General features: G+C 54.3%; 19 protein-coding genes. 6 read left to right on the top strand and 13 right to left on the bottom strand.

Annotated features, from left to right (window positions below; translation table 11 throughout):
* The first annotated feature begins 38 nt into the window (after nucleotides 1–38).
* Nucleotides 39–578 (top strand): hypothetical protein, encoded by a 540-nt coding sequence (locus FCS97_RS04945; RefSeq protein WP_138517094.1) that lies wholly within the window; start codon nucleotides 39–41, stop codon nucleotides 576–578.
* Here FCS97_RS04945 and FCS97_RS04940 read toward each other — a convergent pair whose 3' ends face one another.
* The 4 genes from FCS97_RS04940 to FCS97_RS04925 form a co-directional block, all read right to left on the bottom strand.
* Complete coding sequence (locus tag FCS97_RS04940; RefSeq protein WP_171035174.1) at nucleotides 579–3,221, bottom strand: ligase-associated DNA damage response DEXH box helicase; 2,643 nt, start codon at nucleotides 3,219–3,221, stop codon at nucleotides 579–581.
* Between the two features lie 61 nt (nucleotides 3,222–3,282).
* Nucleotides 3,283–6,660, bottom strand: coding sequence for a bifunctional proline dehydrogenase/L-glutamate gamma-semialdehyde dehydrogenase PutA (gene putA / locus FCS97_RS04935; protein ID WP_246065855.1), 3,378 nt, complete (start codon nucleotides 6,658–6,660; stop codon nucleotides 3,283–3,285).
* A complete protein-coding gene (gene rocF / locus FCS97_RS04930) occupies nucleotides 6,629–7,567 on the bottom strand; it encodes an arginase (RefSeq protein ID WP_138517091.1) in 939 nt (312 codons plus the stop codon). Before rocF ends, putA begins: the two co-directional genes overlap by 32 nt.
* On the bottom strand, nucleotides 7,564–8,595 hold the full coding sequence (locus tag FCS97_RS04925; protein ID WP_138517089.1) for an ornithine cyclodeaminase: 1,032 nt from the start codon (nucleotides 8,593–8,595) through the stop codon (nucleotides 7,564–7,566). The genes rocF and FCS97_RS04925 overlap by 4 nt, the downstream gene beginning before the upstream one ends.
* Nucleotides 8,596–8,728: 133 nt before the next feature.
* Between FCS97_RS04925 and FCS97_RS04920 the strand changes: the two genes are divergently transcribed.
* The 3 genes from FCS97_RS04920 to FCS97_RS04910 all read left to right on the top strand — a co-directional run bounded on the left by FCS97_RS04920 (nucleotide 8,729) and on the right by FCS97_RS04910 (nucleotide 11,924).
* Nucleotides 8,729–9,151, top strand: coding sequence for an Lrp/AsnC family transcriptional regulator (locus FCS97_RS04920; RefSeq protein WP_138517796.1), 423 nt, complete (start codon nucleotides 8,729–8,731; stop codon nucleotides 9,149–9,151).
* Nucleotides 9,152–9,246: 95 nt separating this feature from the next.
* Nucleotides 9,247–11,022: an acyclic terpene utilization AtuA family protein gene (locus FCS97_RS04915; protein WP_171035173.1), complete on the top strand. Its 1,776-nt coding sequence runs from the start codon at nucleotides 9,247–9,249 to the stop codon at nucleotides 11,020–11,022.
* Between the two features lie 140 nt (nucleotides 11,023–11,162).
* On the top strand, nucleotides 11,163–11,924 hold the full coding sequence (locus FCS97_RS04910; protein WP_138517087.1) for a hypothetical protein: 762 nt from the start codon (nucleotides 11,163–11,165) through the stop codon (nucleotides 11,922–11,924).
* A 70-nt stretch (nucleotides 11,925–11,994) separates the two neighbouring features.
* Here FCS97_RS04910 and FCS97_RS04905 read toward each other — a convergent pair whose 3' ends face one another.
* From FCS97_RS04905 to FCS97_RS04880, 6 genes are all read right to left on the bottom strand, one after another.
* Complete coding sequence (locus FCS97_RS04905; protein WP_138517085.1) at nucleotides 11,995–12,588, bottom strand: TetR/AcrR family transcriptional regulator; 594 nt, start codon at nucleotides 12,586–12,588, stop codon at nucleotides 11,995–11,997.
* Nucleotides 12,589–12,602: 14 nt separating this feature from the next.
* Nucleotides 12,603–13,025 carry a GNAT family N-acetyltransferase gene (locus FCS97_RS04900; RefSeq protein ID WP_138517083.1) on the bottom strand — a complete coding sequence of 141 codons (423 nt, stop codon included), beginning with the start codon at nucleotides 13,023–13,025 and terminating at the stop codon, nucleotides 12,603–12,605.
* An 8-nt stretch (nucleotides 13,026–13,033) separates the two neighbouring features.
* Nucleotides 13,034–13,246 (bottom strand): hypothetical protein, encoded by a 213-nt coding sequence (locus tag FCS97_RS04895; RefSeq protein ID WP_008249526.1) that lies wholly within the window; start codon nucleotides 13,244–13,246, stop codon nucleotides 13,034–13,036.
* 83 nt (nucleotides 13,247–13,329) lie between these two features.
* Entirely contained in the window at nucleotides 13,330–13,989 is a 660-nt protein-coding gene (locus FCS97_RS04890) for a carbonic anhydrase (protein ID WP_138517081.1), read from the bottom strand.
* Between the two features lie 115 nt (nucleotides 13,990–14,104).
* Nucleotides 14,105–14,881: a transporter gene (locus FCS97_RS04885; RefSeq protein ID WP_138517079.1), complete on the bottom strand. Its 777-nt coding sequence runs from the start codon at nucleotides 14,879–14,881 to the stop codon at nucleotides 14,105–14,107.
* A 96-nt stretch (nucleotides 14,882–14,977) separates the two neighbouring features.
* Nucleotides 14,978–15,487: a Spy/CpxP family protein refolding chaperone gene (locus FCS97_RS04880; RefSeq protein ID WP_171035172.1), complete on the bottom strand. Its 510-nt coding sequence runs from the start codon at nucleotides 15,485–15,487 to the stop codon at nucleotides 14,978–14,980.
* Nucleotides 15,488–15,622: 135 nt separating this feature from the next.
* Here FCS97_RS04880 and FCS97_RS04875 point away from each other — a divergent pair, with 135 nt between their 5' ends.
* Both FCS97_RS04875 and FCS97_RS04870 read left to right on the top strand, forming a co-directional pair.
* Nucleotides 15,623–16,309, top strand: coding sequence for a response regulator transcription factor (locus tag FCS97_RS04875; RefSeq protein ID WP_138517075.1), 687 nt, complete (start codon nucleotides 15,623–15,625; stop codon nucleotides 16,307–16,309).
* A 14-nt stretch (nucleotides 16,310–16,323) separates the two neighbouring features.
* Nucleotides 16,324–17,724: an ATP-binding protein gene (locus tag FCS97_RS04870; RefSeq protein ID WP_138517073.1), complete on the top strand. Its 1,401-nt coding sequence runs from the start codon at nucleotides 16,324–16,326 to the stop codon at nucleotides 17,722–17,724.
* On the opposite strand, the gene FCS97_RS04865 is transcribed toward FCS97_RS04870, so the two are convergent.
* From FCS97_RS04865 to FCS97_RS04855, 3 genes are read right to left on the bottom strand one after another with little or no spacing between them, the layout of a single operon-like run.
* Nucleotides 17,721–18,617, bottom strand: a complete 897-nt coding sequence (locus FCS97_RS04865) for a DUF429 domain-containing protein (RefSeq protein WP_138517071.1) — start codon at nucleotides 18,615–18,617, stop codon at nucleotides 17,721–17,723. The genes FCS97_RS04870 and FCS97_RS04865 overlap by 4 nt on opposite strands.
* The gene (locus FCS97_RS04860; protein ID WP_138517069.1) at nucleotides 18,614–20,362 is read right to left on the bottom strand and encodes an ATP-dependent DNA ligase; all 1,749 of its coding nucleotides are present in this window, start codon (nucleotides 20,360–20,362) and stop codon (nucleotides 18,614–18,616) included. The genes FCS97_RS04865 and FCS97_RS04860 overlap by 4 nt, the downstream gene beginning before the upstream one ends.
* Nucleotides 20,359–21,369, bottom strand: a complete 1,011-nt coding sequence (locus FCS97_RS04855; protein WP_138517067.1) for a ligase-associated DNA damage response exonuclease — start codon at nucleotides 21,367–21,369, stop codon at nucleotides 20,359–20,361. Before FCS97_RS04855 ends, FCS97_RS04860 begins: the two co-directional genes overlap by 4 nt.
* Nucleotides 21,370–21,391 lie beyond the last annotated feature (22 nt).

Here is a 21,391-nt window from a genome sequence, read left to right as displayed (position 1 = left end):
TGCCACCGAGCTTTTTCAACACGAAACGGAGAATAGTGATGGGATGGTTCAGCAATACACCAACGGCCAATCGGGTACAAAACTCGGCGACAATTTTGACTTGTGCCGAGTTGCTTGAGGCAAACAACAATGTACTTTCAAGAGTAGAAGTGTTTTCAGCAGAACAGATCTCCCGAGGCAATCTCCTTTCAGCACAGGCATTTTCGGTTCAAGGCGCCAGCAGTAATTTGGGAATGCAACTGCAGCGAGCGGTAGGCGAGTTGAATACGTTTAAAAGGGAAGCACAAGGATTGAGTGCCGAGCTTGATGAACATGGCGAATTATTTGCTGATTTGGTCGAGCAATTTGAAGTTCCGCGAGCTGCGCGACAAATCAATTTGTCCGGACGGGAAATGACGGAAGTGGCTACGCAACTCACTGCCTCATCACTGGTTAATCTGGCCATGCTGAGAGAAAGCCGTCAGCGCAGTATCGCGCAAAGTGTGGCCACCATTGATCAAGCTGATCAAACGTTAAATCCAGGCACGTTTACCAGGGCCTCTCTCAGATTGCCGGAAATGGCATTTCGCGAGCACTAATCATGAATCGGCGCGCAAGGCCGCTTTCTCAAGTTCAGCCACCATGCGCGCCACTCGATCACTCAGCTTTTCCGTGCTTACCGTTTCTCGCAAACGCTCAATCAACAAGGGGAAGGCAAAAGGGGTTGGGCGATCAATTGATTTGAACACCAGCGTTTTGGATTGTATGGCTGTCAGTGTAGCTTCCATTCGCTTCAACTCCAGTTCCTGCTCAAGTGCCTCACGCTGGGCCTGATCCAGCAACAAATTGTGTTGATCGTATTTCTTGAACACCTCGAAAAACAAACCACTGGACGCCTGCAACTGCTTCGCACTTTTTCCTGCACCCGGATAGCCTTGAAACACCAGTCCGGCAATTCGTGCAATTTCGCGAAAACGGCGTTGCGCAAGTTCGGAAGCATTCAGGCAAGCGAGCACATCCTCGAACAGATTGTCAGTCGCAAAAAGCGGAGAATCTGCCAGCTTGCCTGTAATCCATTCAGACCAGTTCACAGGTTCTGCGCTCAACAACTCAAAGCCATAATCATTCATTGCAATTGAAAAGGTACCCGGTTTTTGGCGGGATGCACGCCACGCGAGAAGACTGGCCAGACCAATGTGCACAGTGCGACCTTCGAAGGGATACACAAACAGGTGGTGACCTTCTTTGCTGTGCAGTTCTTCAATCAGCAGATTCGAGGTATTGGGCAAAGCACTCCAACGCATTTGCAAAGCCAGCAAACTTTCAAGTGCGCGTAATTCGGGCAGGGCCGGTTTTTTACCGGTGGAAATGGCTTGATGCGCCAATTCCAGCATTTGCAGAGAGGCATGTGCCAACTCGCTGCTAAGCGGCATTTTGCCGCCCTGCCACTGCGGCACGGTGGCCTTTTTGCGGCTTGCCTTTCGCACATAGGCTGTCATGTCGCGAACCTTCACCAGTTCAAGAACGCGCCCGGCAAAACTAAAACAGTCACCGGTTTTCAAGCGGGCAATAAATCCCTCTTCAATGGTGCCCAGGCGACCGCCCGTCATCCATGCCACATGCATGGCGGCATCGGAGACAATGGTGCCCACTGACATGGCATGCCTGCGGGCAATGTCCCGACGAGGAACGCGGTAAACACCTTCTTCGTCAGCAGCCACACGCTGATAATCTGGATAGGCAGCGAGGCTTTCCCCACCCTTCTCGACAAAGGCCAGGGCCCAATCGAATTGGGCACGACTCAAGTTTTGATAGGCGCTTGTGGTGCGCACTTCAGCAAACAACTCATCGGGCTTGAAACCACTGCCCATGGCAATCGTGACCAGGTGCTGCACCAGGACATCCAGCGGGGCCTGCGGGCTGTATCTGGATTCGATCTGTTTATTCTCGGCTGCATGACGGGCCGCAGCCGCTTCGACAAGCTCGAGCGCATGCGTAGGCACCACGGTGATTCGCGAGGGCCTGCCGGGTGCATGCCCGGAACGGCCCGCCCGTTGCAGCAGGCGGGCAACGCCTTTGGGTGAGCCAATTTGAATGACGCGCTCTACGGGTAAAAAATCAACACCCAAATCAAGTGAGGAAGTGCACACCACGGCCTTCAGGCTGCCGTTTTTCAAACCCTGTTCAACCCAGTCGCGAACCGTTTTGTCGAGCGACCCGTGGTGCAGGGCCAATGCCCCCGCGTATTCGGGCCGTGCGTCGAGCAAGGCTTGATACCAGATTTCCGCTTGTGAACGGGTGTTGGTGAAAATAAGCGTGGAGGCAGACTGGTCGATTTCTTTGGCGACGGAATCGAGTTGATTCAAGCCCAAATGCCCGCCCCAGGGAAAGCGCTCAAAGGTGTCGGGGATCAAGCTGTCGATGAGCAACTGCTTGGGTAATTTGCCTTGTACCAAGGTGCATTTGCCCTGATTTTTAACCGGGTGCAACAGCACGTCCATGGCCATTTTCAAGTTACCAAGTGTGGCGCTTAAGCCCCACACCTGCAAACCCGGATTGATACGCGCCAAGCGCGCTATGGCCAATTGCAATTGCACGCCGCGCTTGTTGCCAATCAACTCGTGCCATTCATCAACCACCAACACTTGCAGCTTGCTTAAATTGGGCAGGCTGCTGGCGCGGGTAAACATCAGGGTTAAGCTTTCCGGTGTAGTGACCAAGGCGAAAGGCGGCTTTCGCACAATGGCTGCGCGTGTGGCTGAATCGGTGTCGCCTGTTTGCAGGGCCACATCGCAGTCACCAGCCAGGGCTGAAAGCGATTTTTGCAAAGCCTTGGTGCTGTCAGCAGCCAAGGCACGCATCGGCGTGATCCACATCACCCGGGTTGCAGCGCCTCGCGGCTTGGGCAGCTTCGCCAGTTGCAGCAAGGCACCCAACCACACAGCCAGTGTTTTGCCCGCGCCAGTGGTGGCATGCAGCAAACCACTGTGGCCCTTCTCGAGGGCCTGCCACACCTGTGTTTGATACGCAAAGGGTTCCCAGCCCTGTTCGGTGAACCACGCATTGATACGTTCGCGCGTGAATTCCGCCAAGGGTGGGCGTTCCGCAATTTCACCGATGTCTGATTGAACTGCCTGTGTTACAAGCTGCAAAGCCTTGTCGGTGGCTCTCTTTTTGCGGCGCAAAGCCTTCAGTTGAGTACCCACATTGGGGCCGGGAGGAATGCCTCGAAATTCAGACATGGTGTACTGCGGGGAGAAAGCGACAGTTGATTGTGCCACGGGAAATGCACAAAAAATTGCCTCAAACCCGGGTAATCAGTTCAACATTGCCGCCCGCTGCTGCTGTGTTGGTACACACAAGCTGCTCTCGCAACAGCCGATAGGCTGGGTAGCTGCCATCGGGATTGGCAAGTATCACGGGAATGATTCGTTGGGAATAGGCTGCCAACTCGCGAGCCACTGCGAGTGCAAGTTGCGGTGTGCACTCGCAAACTGCGACATCCATGTGTTCCAGATGAATTTCGTTGACCCATTCGATACCCGGACTTTGCCATTCTTTGACCATTCCCCTTTGAACAACAGCCACATTTCCGGTGGTCAACACTGCCTCAATTTGCTGTCTAAGCTGTTGTTCATCCCGTGCCGTGCACCACACCCGCCCACGAGGCCAGCAGTGGTAAAGGTTTTGCTCGCCCGTGGGACCTGGCAAGGTGCCATTGTGCACGGGGGGTAGCTGGGCAAGGCGCATCAAGGTAGGCAGGTAATGCGGCCCCCCCGCTTTGGGGCCGGTTCCGGATTGTCCGTGCCCACCAAACGGTTGACTACCTACAACGGCGCCCACCATGTTTCTGTTCACGTACACATTGCCGGCATTGATGGTGTTACACGCCAGATCAATGGTGGATCGAATGCGGCTGTGAATACCAAAAGTCAGGGCGTAACCCGTGGCATTCAATGCATGAAGCAAGGCCGGCAGGCCGCCTGCCTTGTATCGCAGCACATGCAGCACAGGGCCAAATACCTCTCGCTGCAATTCATGCAAATGCTGCAGCTCGACCAAGGTGGGCGCGATGAAGAACCCCTGTGCAGCTGGGTCAATGCGCTCACCTTGGAACACAGGCACACCACTTTCTTTCATGCGTTGAATGTGCGTGTGTACAGCCTGCCATGCGTCCTGATCAATCAAGGGCCCCAAGTCTGTCGACAAACTTGCCGGGACGCCCACCTGAAGTTCTTGCATGGCCGCTTTCAACAAGGCGATCAAATTGTCGGCAATGTCGTCTTGCACACACAACACGCGCAGCGCCGAGCAACGCTGCCCTGCACTGCCAAAAGCAGACTCAAGCACGTCGCCCACCACTTGTTCCAGCAAGGCGGATGAATCAACCACCATTGCGTTTTGCCCACCGGTTTCAGCAATCAGCAAGGCCGGAAGCCGCAAGGAATCGTGTTCTAGCAAGCTGGTTTGTATGTGCTTGGCAGCCGCGTTGGAACCGGTGAACAACACCGTATCAACGGCGGGGAAACGACTTAACCAGGAGCCTGCCTCCCCATCACCAAATACCAGCTGCAACACGGTAGCCGGCACGCCCGCCGCGTGCAACAGGCGCACTGCATGGCGTGCAATTTGTGGTGTTTGTTCGGCTGGCTTGGCCACCACGGCATGTGCGCTGGCCAAGGCCCCAGCAACCTGCCCCACGAAAATTGCGAGCGGAAAATTCCACGGACTGATGCACACCGCAAGGCGCGGTGTTGATTCAGATTGTTGCGAATTCAAGGTGGAAATTTGGACTGCATAATAGCGGCAAAAATCAATCGCCTCGCGCACCTCCAGATGCGCGGCAGGAATGGTTTTGCCAGCCTCGTGCACCAGCAAGTTGATCAAGTAAAGCGAATCTGATTCAAGCAACTCGGCCGCTCGCAACAGGCACAAAGCCCGCTGCCCTGCACCATTCGAAAACCAATCACTGGCGATGTCAAACGACTGCAAAGCACTATTCAACGCCTGCTGCACTTGTGTTTGAGTACTGTAGGAAACTGGCTCCAAGGCAGCCAACGCGCTCTTTTGCACCGCACATTGCAATTGCTCCACAATACCTTTGCAGTGCAAATCGAGGCCTGTTGAATTCAGGCGATTTTCGCCAAACAATTGCGGTGCAGGCACACACGCCAGGTTGGGGTGAACACCTTGCGTGCGCAACTTAACCACCGGGTGTTCAACCAGTTCATTCACATTCACTTTGGGGTCCACGATCTGGTTAACAAAGGAGGTATTGGCGCCATTTTCCAGCAGGCGGCGAACCAGGTACGGCAGCAATGTTTGATGGCTGCCCACAGGCGCATAAATTCTGCATTTCTGGTACAAGCCTTCACCCATGCCATGCAAACACTGCATTTCAAAATTGTGCACATTGTGCCGGGCCGCCATGTGTTGAACGGCCGCGTAGGTGTGGGCATTGTGGGTGGCAAACTGCGAGTAAACATAGGCGCTGTTTCGCAACATCAATTCTGCACAACACAGGTAAGAAAGATCGGTATGAACTTTTTGCGTAAACACCGGAAAGTGCGCCAAACCCTGTGTTTGGCAACGCTTGATTTCAGTGTCCCAGTAGGCACCCTTTACCAAACGAAGCTGAATGACACGGCCACTGCTGCGTGCCAGTGCGGCAACAAATTCAATCACAGCGGTGGCTCGGGTTTGGTAAGCCTGCACAGCCAGACCCAACCCATTCCAATTCCTTAGTTCAGGCTCAAAAGCCAGCCGTGTAAACAGGTCAAGTGACAAATCCAGGCGCTCACTTTCTTCGGCATCCACGTTGAATGCGATGTTGTGATTTTTCGCAGAAAGCGCCAGAGAAAAAAGCCTCGGGTACAGCTCAGCGCACACGCGATTTTCCTGCCACAACGTGTAGCGCGGGTGCAGTGCTGACAATTTCACTGAAATGCCGTTTCCCTGAAACACTCCTTGGGTGTTGTCTTGCCCTATCACCTCAATAGCGTGGGCATAGCTGCTGAAGTACGCTTGTGCATCGGCCTCACACACGGCGGCTTCACCCAACATGTCAAATGAATAGGTGTGGCCCTTAGCCACGCTTGCACGGCTGTTGCGCAGGGCCTCCTCAATGGTTTGGGCCGCAACAAACTGCTGCCCCATGAATTTCACGGCCAGTTCAACCGCCTTGCGAACAAGGCCCTCACTGCTGCGCGCAATCAAACGCTGCAAACTGGAATACAGGCTATCGTCGCTGGGCATTTGAACCCATTGTCCAGCAATGAACAAACCCCAGGTACTGGCATTTACAAACAGGGAAGCATCCTGCCCAAGGTGAACAGCCCAATTGGCATGGCTGAGTTTGTCTCGAATAAGTTCATCACGCGTGTGCGAATCCGGAATTCGCAGCAGGGCCTCTGCGAGACACATCAGTGCCACACCTTCCAGGGTGGACAAACGGTATTGCGCCATTAGCCGGTTAATACCTGCACTGTGCTTTTGAACCTTGCGCAAACGTGCGATGTGCCCAAGGGCTTTCTGTTTTACGGCATCCAATTCACTTTCCGGCCACGTGCATTGTTCCAGCAAAACACGCACCCTTTGCGTTTCATCCACCCTGGCCAGTGCATTGATTTCCGCGCGCAAACGATCGAGTTCAGCCTGCATGATCAGCCCAACTGAACGCACGCTGCACGTGCCTTTCCCAATCCGGATTCAAAAGCACGGCCAACAAGTCAACGGCACGTTTGGCGCTTTCGCCCGTGGGGTCGGCCACAGGGTTAAGCTCCACCAGATCCACTGAGGCCACACAACCGGTTTGCGCAATACGCGCCATGCAATAACGCAAGGTATCCAGCTGCAAGCCACCTTTTTCCGGCGTGCTCACACCAGGCAACACCGAGGGATCGATACAGTCCACATCGAAGCTGACATGCACATGCGTGCCCGGAACAATGTCGGCCAGTGCTGCGTTCATGGCCCTGACAATTCCACGCCCCTGAATGTGGCGCATGGTCAATATGGGCAGGGCTGCGCGGCGCACGGCACGGTGTTCTTCGGGATCGATTGAACGCACGCCCAGCAGACGAATTTGAGAGGTTTGCAAAGCGGGGTAAAACCCGGCAAGTTGCGTCAGTTCAGGCGGTCCTTGACCACACAGCGCAGTCAAAGGCATGCCATGCATATTGCCCGTGATAGAAGTACTGGCCGTGTTGAAATCGGCGTGTGCATCCAGCCACAACACGCGCAAAGACTTGTGCTTCCGGCGGCAGTGCGCAGCCACTGCACTGATTGAGCCCATGGCCAGAGAATGATCACCCCCCAGCAACACAGGTACATTCCCTTCTTTCAGGGCACCTGCCACCGCAATGTGCACTGCGCGCGCCCAAGCCACCACCTCATGAAAATTTCGATAGCCCATCACGGTGGAATTTTGCTCGGGTGCCTTGGCCTGAAGATTGCCCTGATCCTCGACCTTGCAGCCCATGCGCACCAAACTGTCGCAAATGCCAGCACGCCTCAATGAATCCGGCCCCTTGGCCGAACCAGTCACATTCGCCCCTGCCTCACATGGCGCACCGATCAGTGAAATCATGCAGCGCCTTTCCTGGCGATCAAACCATACAGATCTTTTGGATTTCGCATCTCGGGAATCAATGACAGGTACTCGAGCTCCCCTTTTGCCTGGGCCAATTGATGCATGTAACCCAACGCTGAAAAATCCTCCAGCGCAAAACCCACAGAATCAAACACGGTAATTTGATCTGCCTTGGTTCGCCCAAGGGCAAAACCTGTCAACACTTCCCACAGCTCGGTCACTGGAAAATCTGTCGGCATTTGCTGAATATCACCTTCAATTCGGGTTTGCGGCTCGAATTCCACAAACACACGGGCATGGCGCAACACGTCGGGATGAAGCTCAGTTTTTCCAGGGCAATCCCCACCGATTGCATTGATATGAACGCCAGGCCTGAGCATGTCCCGGGTCAACACATTGGCTCGGGTTTTCACGGCAGTGGCAGTGGTGATTACATCCGCTTTGCGCACAGCTTCCAGAATACTTTTACACACCACCGTATTCAAGCCAAGTTCATCCAGGTGATCGGCCAGTTTCTCTGTGGCTTCCAAATCGGGGTCGTACAAGTAAAACGTGTCTATTCCCAACAAACCATGAAATGCAACAGCCTGAAACTCGCTTTGAGCACCGTTTCCGATCAAGGCCATGCTGCGTGCATCGGTTCGGGCCATGTAGCGCGCGGCCAAAGCAGACGTGGCCGCCGTGCGAAGGGCTGTGATCAAAGTCAGTTCGCTGATGAACAGGGGGCGGCCGGTCTGTACGCTGGCCAATACACCAAAAGCCATGACGGTGGGCAATTCATGCCGGTGGTTGTTTGGATGCCCGTTCACATATTTGAAGCCATAGGTTTGCCCATCGCTAATCGGCATGATTTCAATAACACCTTCGGCGCAATGGCTTGCAAGGCGTGCCCACTTCTCAAACTGTTCCCAGCGTTTGAAGTCGTGGGCAATCGCATCATGCATGCCATTGAGGCATTGGGAAAGCCCCTGCCGTGAAACAAGTTTTGCAGCGCCATGCGCGCTCAGGAATGGCGTGTCCATCATCACCCCTCCAGCTGTTTGACTCAGATTACACACACCATTCTGCTATCAAACAAGGTCAAGCATAAGCGCACAAAATGCTTGCGAAATGCAATATTTCTATCATATTGTCAGCTATACACTTCAAAACGGCACCATGGATACTCTGGATCGTCAACTATTGGGCTTGTTGCGCACCAATGCAAGGTTAAGCATTGCTGCATTGGCGCATCAATTGAAAGTATCCCGCGGCACTGTCAGCAATCGCATCAGCAAACTTGAAAGCCAGGGTGTCATTGTGGGTTACAGCGTCAAGTTGAGACCCAATGCCACGGCCAATTTAATTGTTGCGTGGATGAGTATTCTGATTGAAGGCAATGACAGCCGAACCGTTTTGTCCAAGCTGCTGGGTGAACCGGGGGTCAAGGCAATTCACAGCACGAATGGGCGCTGGGATTTGCTGGTCGAACTACAGGCAGAGAATTTGAACGACTTGTCAGGGATTCTTGAGCGCATTCGATTGATCAAGGGAATCAGCAACACGGAAACGAGCATTCACCTCTCGAGTTACAAGAACTAGGAAATTAACAAACAAGAATTCAAACGATCGTTTGATTTGTTGCAAATTGCTTTGCTATGATGGGTTTTCAGAAACCATCACAAGTGACCAACAGCATGCCCAATTCAAACACCATCAAAATCGGCGGCGCCTGCGGCTTTTGGGGCGACAGCAGCCTGGGCACAGAGCAACTGCTAAAGGTGCCGGGTATTCAATACATCACCTACGACTATCTGGCCGAACTAACCCTGGCCATCATGGCTGGCATGCGCATGAAGAACCCGGAACACGGGTACGCACTCGACTTCATCGACCTGATGAAGAAGGCCCTGCCTGCAGCCAAATCCAGAGGCATCAAGATTATTGCGAATGCAGGCGGGCTTAACCCTGCTGCTTGCGCCGCGGCTTTGCAACTGGCCATGACCGAAGCTGGCCACACCATTCGAATTGGCGTGGTAAGCGGTGATGACGCCACAGCCACACTGGGTCAGTTGAGAAAAAATGGGGTTGAATTAACAGACCAACATTCCGGTCAGGCTGCTCCACCCTTTTTCCTCACAGCCAACGCCTACCTCGGTGCATTTCCGATCGCGGCAGCGCTCGATGCTGGTGCCGACATTGTGATCACCGGCCGAGTGGTGGACAGCGCCATGGTGCTGGGCGCACTGGTGCATGAATTCAAGTGGCAAACAAGCAATTTGGATCAACTTGCGCAAGGCAGCCTTGCCGGCCACATTGTTGAGTGTGGCGCGCAAGCCACCGGCGGGCTTTTCACAGACTGGCAGCAAGTGCCTGATTGGGCCAATATTGGCTACCCGATTGTTGAAGTTGCCGCAGATGGCAGCTTTGAGTTGAGCAAACCAGAAGGCACCGGGGGTTTGGTGAACAAAGCCGTGGCCACTGAACAATTGCTGTATGAAATTCATGACCCCGCCAACTACGCCTTGCCCGATGTGGTGTGCGACTTCACCACAGTGAACATCGACGAAACCGGCCCGAACCGGGTGCGGATTCACGGCGCCACCGGCAAAGCCCCCAGCGACCTGTACAAAGTGTGCGCCACCTATCCGGAAGGGTTTCGGTGTATTGGCATGTTGTCGATTGTGGGCTTTGATGCGCATGCCAAAGCCAGGCGCACGGGTGAAGCCATTCTGGAGCGCACACGCGCCATGTTCAAGCGACAAGGTTTGGCAGACTACACACGCACATCGATTGAAATTATTGGCAGCGAAACCGATTTGGGTCCGCATGCCCAGGTGCGGTTGGGCCACGAGGCCATGATGCGCATTGCCATTACCCACAGCGACAAAAAAGCCGCATCCATTTTTTCCCGTGAAATTGCCCCGGCAGGCACCAGCTATGCACCGGGCACCAGTGGCAACTTTGGCATGGGCCGCCCCAACGTGACCCCTTTGGTCAAAATGTTCAGCTGCTTTGTGCCCAAACACATGCAAACGGCGGTGGTGCAAGTTGACGGTGAACGCATTCAATATCAAGAGCCGGAACATCCGAAAGCACGCGCAGAAACCAGCGAAAACACCGCACCTGCACTTGCAAAACCAGCCATTCCCCCTGAACTGCTGGGCAAGCCTTTGATTGAAATTGCCCATGGCCGAAGCGGCGACAAAGGCGACACCAGCAATGTGGGCATCGTGGCCAGAAAACCGGAACACTGGCCCTTGTTGCGGCATTTGCTGCGCCCCGAGCACATAAAGAACTACCTCGCGCACCTGGTGAAAGGTGAGGTTCACACTTTCGAGTTACCTCAAGTTCACGCTTTTAATCTCGTTATGAAAGAAGCACTGGACGGCGGCGGCATGACCTCGATGCGCAACGACCCACTGGGCAAAGGAATGGCTCAAGTGCTGCTGAACATGAAAATTACCGAATAATCTTCACCTGTTTGAAGGGGTACACCACGTTGGGCGGACCCCCTAGCTAGTTATCTTTTTCCTACACGGTGTCTCCGTTAGTGAAAGTGTGAGGCGAGATCCAAAAAGCGCCTACTACACCCAACACAAAGGAGAACACCATGCAAGTCAAACAAATCGCAATCGTTGCAGCCATCGCTTCCTCTTTCGCAATGCCCATGACAGCTCAGGCTTCTGACATTGCAACATTGAATGGTTGGGGCGCTTTGTTCGCCGCTGCACATTCAGGCCAGCAGGCTTCTGCCCAAGGTCAGGCACAGGGTGAAATCAAAGTGAGCCTGTTCCAGCGCCAGCAGCCACCCGCAGCGCAACCAGCCCCTGAAGCAAGCCCAGAACCCACCCCTGTTGCAGAACCAGCGCCAACCAATGAGCCTGCACCCACTGCGGAAGCCCCAGAGATGGATCAACCCGAAGCCGGCGACCAAACAGCCGATACCGGTGACAGTGTGGGTGAATCAGCCGAAGCAGGCCAGGACAATGCAGGCCAGGCCATGGCCAGCGCCAATGCAAGCCTGAGCGCCACTGTGAACTTGAGTGGTGAGCAATTGGGCCAGGTGTTGAATGCAGTCGATGGCGTATACCAAACAGCCGGCACCGTGGTTGAAGGTGTCACAGGTGGCGTGTTGGGCACAGTTCAAAACGTGGCCAATATAACATCAGGCGCCAACCTGGCTGCTGACATGGCCAGCACCGGTTCACTGGATGTTGCAGGTTTGGCCTCCGCCAACCTGGCAGGCAACTTGAGCGCAACAGCAAGCATGATGAATGCAGGCCAGTTGGGAGCAATCACTGCGGTCACCTCAAGCTTGATCCAGAACGTGATTGCTGCTCGCCCAGCCTCATTGACAGGCCTGCTGCGTTAATCGAAAGCCCGTCAATAAAAAAGCCCTTGCTGCTTGAATGCCAGCAAGGGCTTTTTCTTGTTTGCAAAATTCAGGCGTGTTGAGACAGAAAAAAAGCCACCACTTTGTCAGACAGTGTGTCCAGGTTGTCACCCTTCTTTGGCTTGTACCAGGTCACCATAAAGTTCATGGCACCCAACACCATCAAGCGAGCGAATTTCGTATCGCCCCCCAAAAAACCAGCCTTGTACAAACCATTGACCGCATCTTGCCAAATGGCATCGTATTCGTCTTTGGTTGCAATCAACCTGCGTTGGTGCACCTCGTCCAGGCAGCGCCAGTTGTACAACATCACTGGAATGAAGTCATTGCCATCTTCAAGAATAATACTCAGATGCACTTTCACCAAAGCACGAAACTGGGCATCTGCTGTCAGGTTTGGTTTCACAACAGCGCGGGTTTTTTCCAACCCCTGGCGCAGGCCTTCTTCGACCACCGCCACCAAAATATCCTGCTTGCTGGCGAAGTGGTAAAACGGGCTTCCGCATTGCATGCCCACCGCGTTGGCAATCGCGCGCATGCTGGCCCCGTCATAGCCTTTGTCGCGAAACAGTTTTGCCGCTGCGCGAACAATGTCGCCACGTCGGCCATCGTCGTGTTTTTGTTCTTTCAATACTCTAGCCACAACCCAGTCCTTTGTTATGTTGTCAGGTTTAACACCATCCACTGGTGGGGTATGCCCACCTCTGTGTGGGCATCACCAAGTGGCGAAAAACCATGTCGACTGTAAAATTCAATTGCCTGCTGCTGCGCACTCAGGCGCACTTGCGGCAAATTTTGTTCTTTGGCCACCGCCAGCAAAGCCAGCAACATGGCACTTCCAATTCCCCGGTTTCTGAATTCAGGGAGTACGGCCATTCGGCCAATTTTTCCATCCGGCAACAGCCGGGCGGTACCAACTGCACTGCTGCCCCACCAAGCCACCACATGTATGGAAGCTGAATCGTGTTCATCCCACTCTTCAGATTCATCAATGCCCTGTTCTTCAACAAAAACAGAACGGCGAATGGAACTGGCCCACTCGCCGTTGATCAACCAGCTGGAACAATCGATCCGAATCAACGAATCAATCAGCCCAAGGCGGCAAATTCAGCGTCAACTGCTTCCAGCATTTCCTGGGTAATCAAACCACCGGAAAAATTGGCCACAACGGCCAATGGAAAACCTTTGCCCATACCGATTTGCGGATGTGTGGAAATGCCGGGCATGTGTTTTTCCAAAATCGCTGCGGTCTCTGGATTGTCCAGCAAATCGCCCAGTTTGGATTGGGTAGAAAAAGCCATGTAAATCGTCTCCTAGAATTTTAGTTGAAACCACAATTCAAACAAACGCTTGAATTATTTCCTCATTCTAGACCAAGAATTGCTCAGCTGTAACGCTTTTTCAACGCCGCCACCGCATTGGTGTAAATCTTGTCAATGTCCTTGGGGCCAGAGATGGAAATTTGAAGGTTTCGGACAATGCCGTCTTTCAGGCTGTACAACCAGCCGTGTACGGTCAAGTCTTGCCCACGCTCCCAGGCGTCTTCAATCAAGGTGCTTTCACACAGGTGCTTCACCTGTTCAATCACATTGAGTTCACACAATTGGTCGTGACAGGTCTGCTGAAGATTTTCATCGGTGGTCACCAAACCATGCCTGCGTGCCAACTGGTGAATGGGTCTGACCCAGGCATCTGCCAAACCCACACGGTCGCCCCGCATGGCCATGCGCACGCCCGAGCAGCCATAGTGCCCACACACAATAATGTGTTTCACCTTCAAAAACTCCACTGCAAATTGCGTGGCCGACTGCCCGTTCAAATCACCGTGGAATACCTGATTGGCGACATTGCGGTGTACAAACACTTGGCCGGGTTGCAAGTTCACAATGGTGTTGGCGGGCACGCGGCTGTCCGAACAACCGATCCAGAAATACTCCGGCGACTGCTGGTTTTCAAGGCGTTTGAAGAAGTCGGGATCTTTGTCCACTTGGGCGGCTGCCCAGGAGCGGTTTGCGTCGAGTAGGTGAGAAAGGTCTTTGGACACGGTGTGGGCCTGAAGAGATCAAGCCATTATTCTATCGCAGCGCAACATGCCGCAACACTGGGGTAGGCCCGGGGTGATGAGAAAGCATCACCCCGGAGTTTATGCGGGGTGAATCTTATTCAACCTGCGACACGTAACTGATGGAGAACACATCATCCGGGCTGGCTGTGCTGCGGCCTTTGGTGTAACCAAACTGCAGGGCCGAAGTGGTGTCCAGTCCGTACACCGCTGAAATTGCCCGCTCCCTGCGCTTCTCGGTACCAGCCAGCAATTCATCACGCTGGCTCGTGGTCAAGTTCACGAACAGCGACTTGCCCAGCGGAAAATTCACACCCACGGTGCTGTAGTTGCCATTGAGCAAAGGCAGCTCGGGTGTGTCGCCGTAGTACTGGCGCCCCAGCACTGCGGTCAAGCCAAAACCATTGTTAAAACGGTAGGCCAGGTCAGCCTGAATACCGTAATCGGTTTTGCCGGTGCCCAGGCCACGGTCTTCATTGCCGGTTGCAATTTTCACCAAACCTGTTGCCGACATGGCAAAGCCCTTGGTTTGAATGCCGCCAATGATGTCTGTGGTGTAGGTGGCCACCATGTCACCCAAGCCTTGCTCGCTGCGGCGCGCAGGGCCGTTGGTGCCTGCTACCGTACCTGCAACCAGGGTACCCGGGCCTTCCAGCGAAATGTAGGGTACGAACAGGGAAGCACGATAACCTTCGCCCACCAAGGTTGCCCCCAAGGTGAATGACCTGGCTTTGATTTCCTGTGGCTGACCAAATTTGCCCGACAAACTGTCGAAGCTGTAGGTCAAGAGCAAGCCCGGAGGGGCTGCGATTGCTGCGGTGCTGGCTGCTGTCAAAGTGCAGGCCAATGCGAGTCGAATAAAAGATTGCCCCATTAACTGTCTCCTTTTTTTGGAACAGTATAGGGGCAAAAGCGCTACTACTGGAATACTTCAAAAGGTGGTTGGGAAAGTACCTACAAAATTCCGGTATTACATGGCATTGCTGGCATTGTCAGCTTTGCGCTTGTTGTAACGGTCCTTCATCTTCTCTTTCCATTCCGCACGAATCACTTTGGCTTTTTCCCGCTGCTCGGGGGTCAACACTTTGTAAATCTCGTGCTGGGTGCGCAGCATGCTCAATTTGGTGGCGCGTTCCTGTTCCTGTTGCTGTGCGATCAGGCGTTCCGCCTTGGCGGCATCGAAAGTGTCTTGCTCCACAATCGACTTCATTTCCTCGCGGTGAGCGCGGCGGTCTTTCATGGCAGCTTTCATATTGCTCCTTTGGGTGTCCATGATCTGCTTGACCTGTGCCTGCTGAGCCTCGGTCAAATCCAGCTGCTTCAACATGCCCATGCCACCATGCTTGTGGTGGTGGCGCATTTCTGAATGCTGCTTTTTGCCGCCCTCTTCATGATGGCCTGCATAGGCGCTCATGGGAATCGCCATGGCCATCGCTGTGACAGCAATCATTTTCTGGATCGTCAGTTTCGATACATTCATTTGCCTACTCCTTGTGTAATGACAACTGCATTGTGCAAAACCGGCTTGTAAACGAGGATGTGGGCTGTGTAAAGATGGGTAAAGCGATCGCAAACAATTGCGCATCAAGCCAAGCCGCCGAGTAATATTGAGGCCATGACGAAAATACTTCACATCGACGACGACATTGAACTGGGCGAAATGCTGTGCGAATACCTGCGCGGCGAGGGCTTTGAGGCCGAGCATTGCGCCAACCCAATTGAGGGTTTGAAAAAACTGGCCGACGAGCAATACCAATTGGTGGTGCTTGATGTCATGATGCCGCAGCAAAGCGGGCTTGAAACCCTGAAACAGATTCGCCTGAAGTACAACACCCCGGTGCTGATGCTGACGGCCCGCGGTGACAACATTGACCGCATTGTCGGGCTGGAGTTGGGCGCAGATGACTATGTACCCAAACCTTGTCTGCCCCGCGAAATTGTGGCCCGTGTGCGCGCCATTTTGCGCAGGGCCAATGATTCCAGCAGTGCTCCCAAACAGGCCCTTCAACTGGGCCCGCTCGAAGTGCAGCCCGCCAAGCGCAAAGTATTGCTGAACGGAAGTGAAATCGAGTTGACCAGCGCCGAATTCAATTTGCTGGAGGTGTTGGCCAGCCATGCAGGCCAGGTGGTCAGCAAAGCCACATTGAGTGAGCAGGGATTGGGTCGCCCCCTTGAGCGTTTTGACCGCAGCATTGACGTGCACCTCAGTAGCCTGCGCAACAAGCTGAACCTGAACAGCGAAGAATTGCCCCTGACCCTGCACACCATTCGCGGGCAGGGCTATCAGCTCAGCCTCGATTAAGCGGAGCTGCACGAATGGGCAAGCTGTTCTGGAAATTCTTCTTCGGCTTTTGGCTGTGCCTGATTGCTGCGGCCGTGGCCACAGGCACTGCGCTGTACCTGATGCGGGAAAAACCAGCAAGCAGCGACATTGCAGAAGGCCCACGCGCGCAATTCATGCTGGAAACCATTCAGGAAGTGCTTGAGGGCAAAGGCCCGAATGCCCTGCGTGATTTGCTGGACCGCAATCGCCAGCGAACCGGCAATGCCGTCCCCGTGTTTGCAGTGTCAAGCGAAGGCAGAGAAATTCTGAGCCGGGAAGTACCTGAAAACATTCAGCAACGAATAACCGTTTTGTTCAACAACGAGGAACAGACCGAACAGGGCATTTTGAGGGTAACCGCGCAAGATCAATCGGAATGGATTTTATTCATTCCTCGCAATCGTCGCCACGCGGAAGCCACCAACAACGCCAACGAAGGCGAACCGGCACCACACACCGACAAACGCAGGCAACGTGAGGCCTTGGAACCTCCGCTTCCACCCGTGCCGGGTGCAGGTTTGTTTGCAGCACTTTTGGCCAGCCTTTTGTTTGCGGGTGTGCTGGCTTATACCTTCAGCAGACCACTGAACACCTTGAAAAATGCATTCCGTGAGGCGGGCAAAGGTCGCTTGGGCGTGCGCATTTCCAGCAAGCAAAAAACCGGCAAAAAACGCAGCGATGAAATTGGCGAGTTACTCAGCGGCTTTGACCACATGGCCGAAGAAATTGAAACCCGCATTGAGCAACAAAAAGCCTTGCTGCACGATGTGTCGCATGAACTTCGCTCGCCGTTGGCACGCCTTAACCTGGCTGTGGGCCTTGCACGCCAGAACCCGGCACAACTGGACACCAGTTTAAGCCGCATTGAAACCGAGGCAGAACGACTGGACAACCTGATTGGACAATTGCTGAATTTGTCCCGACTGGACTCCAACCACAACCCTGAAAACAACCGCGACCACAATGTGATTGAACTGCTGTTAGCCGTGGTAGACGATGCACAATTTGAGGCCGAACAACAGCACAAACAGGTGGTGTTCAACAGCGACGTAAAACAGTGGAATTTGAACTGCGATGCAGAAAGCCTGCAAGGCGCATTCGACAACATCATTCGCAATGCGATCAAACACACACCCGCCAACACCGCGGTGACAATTGATTGCACCCGGCATGGCAAATTACTGCGCATTCAAATCAAGGACCAAGGCCCAGGCGTACCCATGGCACTATTGCCCAAGCTATTCACGCCCTTTTTCAAACACGGCGAACATTCCGGACATGGCCTGGGTTTGGCAATTGCAAAAAAATCGCTTCAGCGCGCAAATGGAACACTGAGCGCACGCAACTGCGCACCAAACGGTCTGTTGGTCAGCATTGAATTGCCCAGTACCTAAGGCACCACCCCGGCAATCCAGCCCTCTACAGGGTCGATCAATTTGGGCAAACCGAAATTGGAATCAACCCGCTTGGCTGCCCAGCCCGCAACCAGGCAACACAGCACCGCATCCAGGTGATCGGCTTTGACATCATCCAGCAACTTCGCGCGCAAATAAGGGCGCACCTGCACCTTGATGCCAAACAACATGCCTTCTTCCAAAGCACACAGCAACTCAGAGCGGGCCATACGTCGATCGGCTGTGTCTTTCTTCGGATCATCGCTTTTGTAACTGGCCCGGTTCAACACCTTGCGGGCCAGGTAGCCAGGGTAGGCCTCCAGGGCCACGCGTGTGGAGTCGCCACGCTGCATGCCGGGTATGTGCACGCCCGTTTTCATCAACAACGGTGCACCAGCGTGCAGCATGTAAGCCACAGGTGGGTTCACCCATTTCATGGAAGGCGATGAACCCGCCGGACCATCGCATTCCCGGTGCGCAAACTTGTGCCCGGCTGGCCGTGCATCACACCACGCTTTGAAGGTGGCACGAATTTGCTCGCGGCTCAAGGCACTGTAGTGGTTGATCAGGTTTTCCCAGGCCTTGAAGTCGGTGCGCCCCGCGCCAGGCCACTTCAAACCTTCCACCAGTTTGCGCGACAAACCAAAAGGCATGTCAATGGCGGCCACAAATCCCAATTGCTCCAAAGGCCCTGCTGCGCGCTCCAGTTTTCCGAATGCCTGGGGTCCTTCTTTCAACAAGGTTTCAAACTCGCCCAGCGTGGTCAGCGACATGAGTTCATCAACTGCCAACACCGCACCCTGCCACTGGCCCACAGCCACTGCAATTGGTTTTTTCTTGGTGGGACTGCTGGAAAAATCAATGCCCAACAGGCGACTGTTTTCGGGATTCAAACTACATTCTCCAGGGGCAACAAAGCCTCGAGCACCGCAAGGTGATCGGCTTCATGCAAAGGTTTGTCATGGCGAATGCGAAGCATACGTGGAAAACGAACAGCCACACCACTTTTGTGTCGACTGGAACGGGAAATGGCCTCAAAGCCCAGCTCAAAAACAAGCACTGGCACCACAGTGCGAACCGGGCCAAACTTGTCCACGGTGTGCTTGCGAATTACACGGTCTACTTCTTTGAATTCTTCGTCAGTCAGGCCCGAATAAGCTTTCGCAAACGGCACCAAACGGGGCAAACCACGGGCCACCGTGTCTTCTACTTTTTCACCGTTTGCTATCGCTTGCGCCACTTCTTGCGCCTGCGCAGCATTGGCTGGCGGCGTTTCCCACACAGCAAACGTGTAATCGGTGTACAGGCTGGCGCGCCGCCCATGCCCGCGCTGTGCATACACCAGCACACAGTCGATGGTCATGGGGTCAATTTTCCATTTCCACCACAAACCGTCGGCCTTGGTTCGGCCAACCCCATAGCGGGAATCCCGGTGCTTCAGCATGAAACCTTCCACGCCCCGCGCACGGCTTTCCTCCCGAAGCAATTTCAGTTCTTGCCAACTTGCTGCGCACACGCGTTGCGACAACAACAAACGCGGCATGGAATTCACGGTGCTTTGTTCATGATGTTTCGCATAAAAATCTTCCAGTGCAGCTCGGCGTTGCAGCTGGGTTTGATCCACTGTGTTCAGGCCATTCAAACGAAGCAGGTCGTAGGCAAGAAATACAACCGGCGAATCGGTCATCAATTTTTTACTGACCACTTTGCGATTCAAACGCCCCTGCAAGGCATTGAAGCCAGCGGGTGTATCGCCTTGCCACACCAGTATTTCGCCGTCCAGAATGCAGCCATCGGGCCATTGCGCGAAGGCTTCCTGCAACTCCGGAAACTGCTCGCTGACCAATTCTTCACCGCGCGACCACACCCACACCTGCCCGCCCTCTTTCACCACTTGGGCTCGAATGCCGTCGAATTTCCATTCCACCAACCAGTCTTCAACTGCGCCGAGGCTTTCAGGTTCTTCCTGCAAGGGGTGCGCCAGAAAAAACGGCAAAGGTTGGCCCAATCGACCAGCATCCTGCCCGGTACTGCCTTCACCAGGCGAAGCCAACAAGGCGCTGAACTGCTCGGCCGTAGGCTGGTTGCTGGCATCGGCAAAGCCCATCATGCGGGTGGCCACCAGCTTTGCATCCAGCCCAGCCAGCTCAGCCAGTGCGCGGGTCACCAACAACTTGGATACACCCACCCGAAAGCCGCCACCTACCAGCTTCACGAACAGAAACCGCTCATTGGCTGCCAGCTCATTCCAGCAAGCTTGCACGGCAACAATGCGTTCTTCATCGGGCAGCGTGCGCAGGGGTAAAATTCGGTTTTGCATCCACCAGGCCAAGCCTTGTGCATGACCCGTTTGCACGGGTGCAATGGGCAACACATGGGCAATGGTCTCCGCCAAATCGCCCACCGCCTGGTAACTTTCTTCAAACAACCAGTCGGGCAAACCACTCACCTGCAAAGCCACCTCACGCAGGGTGCGTGTGGGCACGGTGCGCTTGGGTTTTCCGCCTGACAAAAAATACACAGCCCATGCAGCATCCTCGGCGGGTGCGCGCTCAAAGTAACGGCGCAATGCCTGCACCTTGTGCAAGGTTGAGGTGGAGCCATCCAGTTCGGCAAACAATTCTGCAAACTGTTTCATGCAGCAGGCTCCCCTTCGCCTTCACCCTCGCCGCCATATTCAGTGACAAAGGCGCGTGCATTCAAGCCCTGTTCTTGTAACCAGCGCACCATTACCTGAACATAGCCGTGGGTCACAATCACCTGCTCTGCACCAGTGGCACCAATGGCACGCATAAGCCCGGGCCAGTCTGCATGGTCAGACATCACAAAACCCCGGTCTACATTGCTGCGCCTGCGCCCACCACGCAACTGCATCCAGCCCGATGCAAACGCATCAGAATACGCATTGCCAAATCGTTTCATCCAGGCAGCGCCCTGGGCTGCGGGTGGCGCAATGGCAAGGCAGGTTTTGTAAATGGATTTGTCGAGCACTTCACTCACAGTGAATGTTTCAGGCAGCTTCACACCTGCATCGCGATAGGCCTTGTTCAAACCTTCGCAAGCGCTGTGGCACACAATGGGGCCAATGCTTGAATCAACACCCGCCAGTATTCGCTGCGCCTTGCCGAATGAGTAGCCGTACAACACGCTGGCCCTGCCCTGTGCGGCATTGGCAGCCCACCATGCATTTATCTCGGCATAAATTTCAGCATCGCTGCGCCAGCGGTAAATGGGCAAACCAAAGGTAGATTCCGTGATGAATGTGTGGCACTGCACAGGTTCGAATGCATCGCAGGTTAAGTCAGGCGCCACCTTGTAATCGCCACTGGCCACCCACACCTGGCCTTGGTACTCCAGGCGAATTTGACACGAACCCAACACATGCCCGGCCGGGTGCAAAGAAATTTTGACGCCGTTGTGAGTGGTGCTGGCACCGTAGGGCAGTGTGTCCAAAGAAATGGTGCCCAGGCGTGTGCGCAACACGCCCTCGCCGGGGGCCGCACACAGGTAATGGTTGTGCCCCACACGGGCATGGTCGGCATGCGCATGGGTGATGATTGCGCGGTCAACCTTGCGCCAAGGGTCAATGTAAAAATCGCCCTGGGGGCAATACAAACCTTCGGGGCGACTCACCACCAAATCCATGCTGCACAACCTTCAAAAACAC

This window comes from Limnobacter alexandrii, from assembly GCF_005871185.1.
Taxonomy (GTDB): Bacteria; Pseudomonadota; Gammaproteobacteria; order Burkholderiales; family Burkholderiaceae_B; genus Limnobacter; species Limnobacter alexandrii.
This window is presented reverse-complemented; position numbering and strand designations above follow the sequence as displayed.